This window comes from Planktosalinus sp. (assembly GCF_059864935.1).
Genome location: NZ_JCBCCK010000456.1, coordinates 1 through 1,696, shown reverse-complemented (window position 1 = coordinate 1,696; position 1,696 = coordinate 1). Strand labels below are relative to the sequence as shown.

The window sequence follows — 1,696 nt, the reverse complement described above, 5'->3', positions numbered from 1 at the left end:
CCAACGGGGAGGGAGTAAAAAGGCCTCACCCAACCCCTATGAAGGAGGGGAGAAAATAAAGGTTCTCCCCCTTCGGGGGAGTCAGAGGGGGCTTTTTTCACTACCTTTACACCAATGAATTTCAGTTATCCAAAAGACGAGAAGCTCAAAAGCCGAAAAACCATTGAGGCCCTTTTTACAGAAGGGAAGTCGGTGGGGGTTTTTCCTTTGCGTTTGTTTTATCTTGAACTTCCCGAAACTGAAAAACAGCCTTTTAAAACCGCTGTTTCGGTATCCAAAAAAAACTTCAAACTCGCCGTTGACCGCAACCGAATTAAACGATTACTCAGAGAAGCTTACAGACTGAATAAATCCATCCTAATTGATGGGGTTGAAAAAAAATATGCGTTACTTTTTCTGTATGTGGGCAAAGAAATGCCTGATTTTATCACCTTAGACAAAGCCATTAAACCCTTGATGGCAAAATTTCTTCAACAAACTAAAAATTAGATTGGTACGTTAATTGTGCTTAGGGATGGTCTAATCAATCCCTTCGAATATGAAAACACTTTCCCTATTTTTGTTCAGCCTCATTCTGGCCTGTTCAAATACTTCTGAAAATTCATCTGATGCTTCTGTTGAATACATGGCTGTTGGTGATGCAGAAATGTTTGATCGTTCTGTTGAAATTTCTGAAAAATCAACTGCTGAGCCTGTTGAATTTCAGGAACAAAAAATAATCAAAACGGGCCACTTGCGTTTTGAGTCCCGGGATCTTGACAAAACCTATCAGCAGATAAATAGTTTGGTAAACCGCTATCAGGGGTTTGTATCAAGCGACCGTTCGGGGAAAGGACACAATGAAGACTTCAGGAGCATGACCGTGAGAGTGCCTTCACAGCATTTTCAAGCCATGCTTGATTCCATTTCAAAAGGGGTTGCTTATTTTGATCAAAACGAGGTTACACAGCGAGACGTTACTGAAGAATTTGTAGATATTGAAGCCCGTTTAAGAGCAAAAAGAGAGCTTGAAAATCGTTACCTCGAATTGCTCAAACAAGCGAAAACCGTAAAAGATATGCTTGAAATTGAACGTGAACTTTCAACCATCAGGGAAGAAATTGAAGCCAGGCAAGGCCGGTTAAACTACCTTCAAAATCAGGTGGCATACAGCACACTAAATATAAATGTTTACAAACGGACAACCGACAGGGGTATCACCACCTCTTACGGACAAAAAATGTGGAACGCCATCAAATCGGGCTGGAACGGTATTTCGTTATTTTTCCTTGGGTTGCTTCACATTTGGCCATTTTTTGTTATCTTGTTGCTCGTTGTTTTTGGAGTTAGAAAATACCTGAAAAGAAAAAAGAAAAATTAGAAATAAACGCGTACTTTATTTTCGCGCAAGCAAATGATGTAAGATGAAAAAGAAAATTATAATCCCGGTTATCGCGATAGTGATTGCCATGGGAACCTGGAGTTTTAAAAGCGATTTTTTTGAAATCGCCAAGCAAATAGAAATATTCACGACCCTTTACAAAGAGGTCAATATGAATTACGTTGACGAAACCGTTCCGGCTGAGCTGATGAACAACGCCATTAAGGGGATGCTGGAAAGCCTTGACCCTTATACCGTTTATTACAATGAGCAGGATGTGGTTGAAGCCCGAATAAATCAAACAGGTTCAAATACCGGTATAGGTGCGGCTGTTAG

At 40.4% G+C, this 1,696-nt stretch carries 2 protein-coding genes and 1 pseudogene; all 3 read left to right on the top strand.

From position 1 onward, the window contains the following. Nucleotides 1–114 precede the first annotated feature (114 nt). Nucleotides 115–489 (top strand): ribonuclease P protein component, encoded by a 375-nt coding sequence (gene rnpA, locus AC6F75_RS13485; RefSeq protein WP_500715610.1) that lies wholly within the window; start codon nt 115–117, stop codon nt 487–489. A gap of 49 nt (nt 490–538) precedes the next feature. Continuing rightward, nucleotides 539–1,360: a DUF4349 domain-containing protein gene (locus AC6F75_RS13480; RefSeq protein ID WP_500715609.1), complete on the top strand. Its 822-nt coding sequence runs from the start codon at nt 539–541 to the stop codon at nt 1,358–1,360. 43 nt (nt 1,361–1,403) lie between these two features. Next, nucleotides 1,404–1,696: pseudogene (locus AC6F75_RS13475) on the top strand (S41 family peptidase); the annotation flags it as partial.